Annotated in this window: 6 protein-coding genes and 1 pseudogene; 1 reads left to right on the forward strand and 6 read right to left on the reverse strand. The window is 38.4% G+C overall.

Features of this window, described 5'->3' with window-relative positions:
• The 6 genes and pseudogenes from FTU46_RS16375 to FTU46_RS16400 form a co-directional block, all read right to left on the reverse strand.
• On the reverse strand, positions 1 to 472 hold a 472-nt coding region (locus tag FTU46_RS16375), incomplete at its 3' end, for an IS6 family transposase (RefSeq protein ID WP_151817486.1).
• A 42-nt stretch (positions 473 to 514) separates the two neighbouring features.
• Positions 515 to 1,654, reverse strand: a pseudogene (locus tag FTU46_RS16380) (ISNCY family transposase); the annotation flags it as partial.
• Positions 1,655 to 1,891: 237 nt separating this feature from the next.
• Complete coding sequence (locus FTU46_RS16385) at positions 1,892 to 2,776, reverse strand: Mph(E) family macrolide 2'-phosphotransferase (RefSeq protein WP_000155092.1); 885 nt, start codon at positions 2,774 to 2,776, stop codon at positions 1,892 to 1,894.
• A 55-nt stretch (positions 2,777 to 2,831) separates the two neighbouring features.
• Positions 2,832 to 4,307 carry an ABC-F type ribosomal protection protein Msr(E) gene (gene msr(E), locus FTU46_RS16390; protein WP_000052512.1) on the reverse strand — a complete coding sequence of 492 codons (1,476 nt, stop codon included), beginning with the start codon at positions 4,305 to 4,307 and terminating at the stop codon, positions 2,832 to 2,834.
• Positions 4,308 to 4,799: 492 nt separating this feature from the next.
• Positions 4,800 to 5,072 carry a NadS family protein gene (nadS, locus tag FTU46_RS16395; RefSeq protein ID WP_000369781.1) on the reverse strand — a complete coding sequence of 91 codons (273 nt, stop codon included), beginning with the start codon at positions 5,070 to 5,072 and terminating at the stop codon, positions 4,800 to 4,802.
• Positions 5,065 to 5,385 carry a type II toxin-antitoxin system RelE/ParE family toxin gene (locus FTU46_RS16400; RefSeq protein WP_000897307.1) on the reverse strand — a complete coding sequence of 107 codons (321 nt, stop codon included), beginning with the start codon at positions 5,383 to 5,385 and terminating at the stop codon, positions 5,065 to 5,067. Before FTU46_RS16400 ends, nadS begins: the two co-directional genes overlap by 8 nt.
• Positions 5,386 to 5,524: 139 nt before the next feature.
• Here FTU46_RS16400 and FTU46_RS16405 point away from each other — a divergent pair, with 139 nt between their 5' ends.
• A complete protein-coding gene (locus FTU46_RS16405) occupies positions 5,525 to 5,944 on the forward strand; it encodes an SMI1/KNR4 family protein (RefSeq protein ID WP_001180106.1) in 420 nt (139 codons plus the stop codon).
• The last annotated feature ends 137 nt before the right edge of the window (positions 5,945 to 6,081 follow it).

The raw sequence follows: 6,081 nt of genomic DNA on the forward strand, positions 1-6,081 counted from the left end.
GTGGACATTTACCTTCCCGTTTTAACCGTGATAAAGCACGTCCATATGTGGGTGCTTTATCCGTGTTGATCACTTGTGGAATTTGCCACTTCTTCACATTATTTAAAATTTTTCCAAGAAAACAATAAGCTGAATGGGTATTTCGTCTAGCAGAAAGATAGAAATCAAGAGTATGGCCACGTTGGTCAACTGCACGGTATAGATATGCCCATTTGCCATTCACTTTTACGTAAGTTTCATCCAGATGCCATAAATGTCGATCTGTAGGATTACGCCAATACCAACGTAAACGTTTTTCCATTTCTGGAGCATAACGCTGAACCCAGCGATAAATTGTGGTGTGATCAACATTCACTCCACGTTCGGCCAGCATTTCCTGAAGTTCACGATAGCTGATGCCATATTTACAATACCAACGAACAGCCCAAAGAATGATTTCACCTTGAAAGTGCCGACCGTGGAAGGGATTCATCTGCTGTATCTCGAAATAAATAAGATATTTAGCTTATCATGTCAGCCTATTTGCAACAGTGCCGTTGATCTTCCGTCCTTCATGCATGAGGGCCACAGTGCCATCCGGGTACTCCAGAAATGAAATGTATTGCCCAACAAGCTTATGATTCAGCTCTGTCGGTTCAAGCAGATAAATACACTTGTCATAGGTGATGGTTAGGTTCTTCGTGACCTTACGCGGTTCCTGCCAAGTGAATATATCCTCCAGCTCAGCATCAGATTCCGTTAAAGATCGATGTAAATTCTTCGAGTTTCTCGCACACTTGGCAAACTTCTGATTGAAGTGCTCAATGAAGCAGGGTAGCCATGCATTGGCTTCGGCAATTGAACTGATGCCTTCCAGACGCATCTCCTTGATCAAACGGTCTTGAAGGGTTCTATTCGCGCGTTCTACGCGACCTTTAGCCTGTGGTGAGTTGGCAAAGATAATATCAATATTTAACTCGTTCAGAATCCGCCCAAATTGCGTGATCTGGCTGTCTTTCCTGGATTTCTGATTAACTCTGAATACCGAATGTTTGTCGCTATAAAAGGCCAGAGGTTTGCCGTATTGTTCAATGTAGGCTCGGGTTGAAAGCATATAGTCGAAGGTGGTTTCCGCCTCACAGAAGCGTAGATGCAACAGCTTTCCAGTGGCATCATCGATATACACCAATAAACAGCACTTAGCAGCGCGTCCTTCGAACCAGTCATGATATGAGCCATCAATCTGGATCAGCTCACCGAAGCAATCCCGGTTATAACGTGGCTGATATGGACGTTTAAGGCGCTTGGATCGCGGAATCCAGAGGTCATTGGCCATCATCCAGCGCCGAACCGTTTCTACCGGGATATTCAGGTCAAATATGCTGCTGAGCTTCTCATGCGCCAAGGTAGGTCCAAAGCCCAGCAGATGTTCAGAAATAATGGAAAGACATTTTGATTTTAATAACTCATCATGGCGATGATGGCCAGGTTGACCACGACTGGCATGTGCCAGACCTGAAACACCGTCTTGATTGAGTTTCTGCAATAACCGGGTAATTTGACGAGTGGAAAGATTCAGGATTTCAGCAGCACGGACCTGGGTAATACGATGATCTCGAACGTCTTGCAGAACTGCAAGACGTTGAATTTCCTTGTCAGACATAGTGATCAACATCTCTAATTTATATCCAGTCCATGATGGTAAAAACCATCATAAACTAGACATTTTTATTGGTGAGAATATAGACACTTTAAATGGTTTCTAACAAGGTTACTTCACATAAGAAATTTTATGTTAAATGATTGTTAGAAATGCCCCTTGATCGAGGCATTTTCTATAAAGAATACTAAAAACTAATTAAAGCCAACCAAGTTTCAAAACAAGGCAGTTCTCAGCAATCATATTTTTAAATTATATAACTCCCAACTGAGCTTTTGCTCCAACGATAAGGCTTTCATTTTGAGTTTCTAAGGCAAATAAACCATACATCAAAGGAGAGGCCGCTGCTCTTTCTAAAGTCTGTTCATATAGTTTATTCCAAACTTTACCCCCTAGTTTTTCATACTCGATGATTAGAGTTTTGAGGCTTTCTTCTCCAAACAAAGTTACATGCCCAGCAAAATCAATCGCTGGGTCATCTATATGGGCTGTTGACCAATCAATAACGCCTGAAACAGCTCCATCCTTTGAAGCTAGTACATGCCCAGCATATAAATCGCCATGTATAAATTGGGTGAAATCTGCCCATAGAACATCATTATCCAACCATTTTCTGTAGCGGGTTTCCAATTGCTCACTTATACCAATTTCAGATTTTACTAACTGCAAATTGTTTGCTATTTCAGGTCTTAAATCTGAAGGTTTCATAATTTTCAAATCATTTTCCCGAACTTCTTTTTCAGGAATACTATGGATTTCAAATAAGGTTTTTGCCAAAGATGTTATGTATTTCGGGCTATCTTTGTCCATATTCCAAATTATTTCATAGGTTTCAGCATCCAAATTTAAAACAGGATTATCTTTAAGTATGGGATAAGCCACTAATTCTGTAGATGAAATTCTCCAATCAGGAACCTCTACAGAAAGATGTTTTTTTACCAATTCTAAAATGCGTTTTTCTTTCTTGATTTGTTCCCTCATGCCATCACGACGAGGAATACGCAGCAACCATTGTTGCCCCTTTGTATCAAGAGCAAAAACGACCTTAAAATCAATGCCCATTTCATTGAAATTCATTTTGTCCGTAAGCAACAAGCCGTGTGCTTCAGCAAGTGATTGAATATCTTGAATTGTCATTTTTAATTTCCTTTAAAGAGTTCAATAATTAATGTTCGGATTAGATTGGCTATCATTAACAATCTCTCTCAAAAGTCTTGATGATTTTGTGGTCTTTGATCTCGTAGATAATGTCAGCAATATTATCGACCAATTGCTTGTCATGAGATACGAAGATAATAGTTCCTGCATAGGACTTCATCATTGTTTCTAATGCGGCAATACTTTTTAGGTCAAGATAGTTTCCTGGTTCATCCATAAGCAAAATATTATATTTTCCTAAAAGCATTTTGGATAAAAGCAGTTTGATGATTTCACCTCCCGATAAGTCGGATAAGTTTTTTTGAATATCATTCGCTCCGATCCCCATTGAAGCCAATACTGCACGAATTTCCGCAACTGTGTACTCGCACTCTTCCTGCATAAAGGAGAGCACAGATTTATGCGTGTTAAATTTATATCCTGTTTGTGTAAAGTAGCCAATTTCAGCTTTTGGAGATATGGTTAATCCATCAGCACGTTCTGATATCATTTTTAACAAGGACGTTTTCCCTGTTCCATTCGATCCAGTTATAGCGACTTTAGCGCCAAGCGGTATTATAAAGTTAGCGTCATCAAAGATAGTACGGCTACCAAATTTTAAGCTCAGACCATCTGCCGTAATCGGGAACTTATTGTGCAGTTCTAGGGCTGAACTTTGACGAAAACGAATAGAACGCAAATGCTCTGGTGCTTGAATATCTTCTAATGCAGCCAAACGCTTTTCCATACTCTTAGCTGCCTGATACAGTTTTCTTTGCTTGGTGCCAGTCATTTTTGCATGCCCAAGTCGTCCAGCACTTTCGGTAGAGTTTTTGGATTTTTCTCCTTTTTTCTTATTGTCTAATCGATTAGCTTGCTGGCGTTTTTCTTGCACAGCAGATTCTAATCGCTCCCGTTCCTTCATCATCAGCTCATATTCTACGGCTTGGTGTTGTCGCTCTTCTTCTTTTTGACGCAAGTAATCCGAGTAACCACCCCAATATTCCGTAATTTTACCGTCTTTTAACTCCCATATCTTGTCTACAACCATATCAAGAAAATATCGGTCATGACTGATAACAAGTAATGCTCCATCAAATGCTTTAAGTTGACCAATAAGTAGATCTATTCCATTGAGATCAAGGTGGCTGGTTGGTTCATCCGCTAGAATGCCATGTACTTGTTGGGAAAATGCGGCAGCAATTTTTGCACGAGTTTCCTCTCCGCCACTCATTGTGTCGTTTTGTACATTGGAAACACCAAGGCGAGATAACATTGCCCGGTCTTCGACCGTTTCTATTTCGATTCCGCCCAGTTGGCTGATATGTGCAAAATCACCAAAACGCTGTAATGTCGCTTCGGCTAAAACAATTTCGCCATTAAGTACTTTGAGTAAACTACTCTTTCCTGCTCCGTTATCACCCACAAGACCAATACGGTCATAAGAGTGAATTTCCAATTCATCAATATCCAAAACATCACGCCCAGCATAATCCAAGCGTATGTTTCTCGCTTTAATAATTAAACTCATTTTTATTTACTCCTGTTTAGCTCTTGAAATTTTTTATGCAGCAAACAGGATTTAGGTGAAAACAAAAGCTAGCATCACAGTGTCCTCCCAAAAAAAAAGCTATTCATCCACAGGGTGGACAAATAGCTAGTCAATTAAGTTATAACTGGAAACTATGCACTAAAAGCATACTTATAAATTAAGCATACTTTTACTTTATATATCCGCATATATTCTTAAAGACACAACAAAAGCCCACCATTATAAAATAGTGTCACTATGCAAATAGTTGTGTCTTAACGAATGCGGATAGAATGCATAAACTTACCTAAAAAATAAAATTCAGTTTTATGATAACTTTACTGTTAAAAGAAGTCTAGACAACCTTGTTTTATGCTTGGATATAAGGCTTATTTTAAAATAATAGTAGTGAAGATTTTCTAAAATTAACATAATACACCTTATACGAAATAAAAATGGGAGCCTTAAGCTCCCATTTTTTAAGTAATTTTTTCAAATAAGGCTTGGGTGAGCATCTAAAATTCGAATCAATGTAGCTGCTGGTCCAGTTGGATAGCGTCGTCCCTGTTCCCAATTTTGCAGGGTACGGGGGCTAATATGTAGACGTGCAGCAAATTCATTTTGGCTCAAGCCAGTTTTTTCACGTACTTCTTTAATATCAGGCAATTCGAGTTCTGTAACTCGGCTTGCTTTAACTTCTTTACGTTTGATAGCTCCAGCTTCTTTGATTGAAGCAACCAAGTCATCAAATAAGTTGTTATCCATGAAATTGCTCCTTCACGAGTTGGTGCAGAATGGCGGTTTCCTTATCTGTTAAATTATCTTTTACTGATTTTGGATAAGCCACTAAGAAAAAGATCTGATCATCCTCGGTGACCCAATAATAAATCACCCGTATCCCACCACTTTTCCCTTTGTTACCTTGAGCACAACGTACTTTGCGAATACCACCGCCATTCTTGATTAGGTCACCTCTATCAGGCTGTACCAAAAGATCTTGCTGAAGTTGACGATATTCCTCATCAGATACAAGGTCTTTAATTTGCTTGGTAAAGATGCTGGTTTCAATAAATAACATGGACTCTTTATACGTCAATGGCGTATTTGAATTTTAGCAGTTTCCATAACAAAAAACGAGAGCTGGTAGATCTCGTTTCGCATAACAGCCATTATGTTAAATTGTAGTAAGAACTTTAATGCGATAGAGCAGAATGTATATGCAAAATAAGCTTGATAACATTATTCAAGAATTAAAAGAACTATCTGGGAATAGTCGTCTAAACATAGAACTACCTGATGATATTTTCATATCTGCTTATGAACGAAAAATAGGTTTTATTTTTCCAAAAGATTATAAAAAAGTTTTGAAAGAGATTAGCAATATCTTTTATGGAACAATTGAATTAGCGTCTCTTACAGATGAGAAAGAATGCTATCGAGGGCTATCTCAGATATTAAATGATGCTAGGGAGCAAGGTCTGCCAGAAGATTGGCTACCTATTTGTGAAGATAATGGTAGTTATTATTGCCTATCTCCTAATCATAAAATTAGATATTGGACAGCAGATGGATATAGCGATGAGCAGTGGGAAGATTTAGCAGATTGGATCAAGCAAGTTTGGATAGATGGAAATTAAGAATTTCTAAAATTAACATAATACACCTTATACGAAATTAAAAAATGGAGCCTAAAGCTCCATTTTTTAATAACTTTTTTTAAATTGCTAAGCGTAAATTCAGTGCTTTTACAACTTTAATCACAGTATCAAAACTA

Source organism: Acinetobacter sp. YH12108 (genome assembly GCF_013419055.1).
GTDB lineage: Bacteria > Pseudomonadota > Gammaproteobacteria > Pseudomonadales > Moraxellaceae > Acinetobacter.

Bases quoted from the DNA above. Each gene is read 5' to 3' on its own strand.
- FTU46_RS16400 (WP_000897307.1), bottom strand. From the start codon at position 5,385: ATGTTATTTATTGAAACCAGCATCTTTACCAAGCAAATTAAAGACCTT.
- nadS (WP_000369781.1), bottom strand. From the start codon at position 5,072: ATGGATAACAACTTATTTGATGACTTGGTTGCTTCAATCAAAGAAGCT.
- FTU46_RS16405 (WP_001180106.1), top strand. From the start codon at position 5,525: ATGCAAAATAAGCTTGATAACATTATTCAAGAATTAAAAGAACTATCT.
- FTU46_RS16385 (WP_000155092.1), bottom strand. From the start codon at position 2,776: ATGACAATTCAAGATATTCAATCACTTGCTGAAGCACACGGCTTGTTG.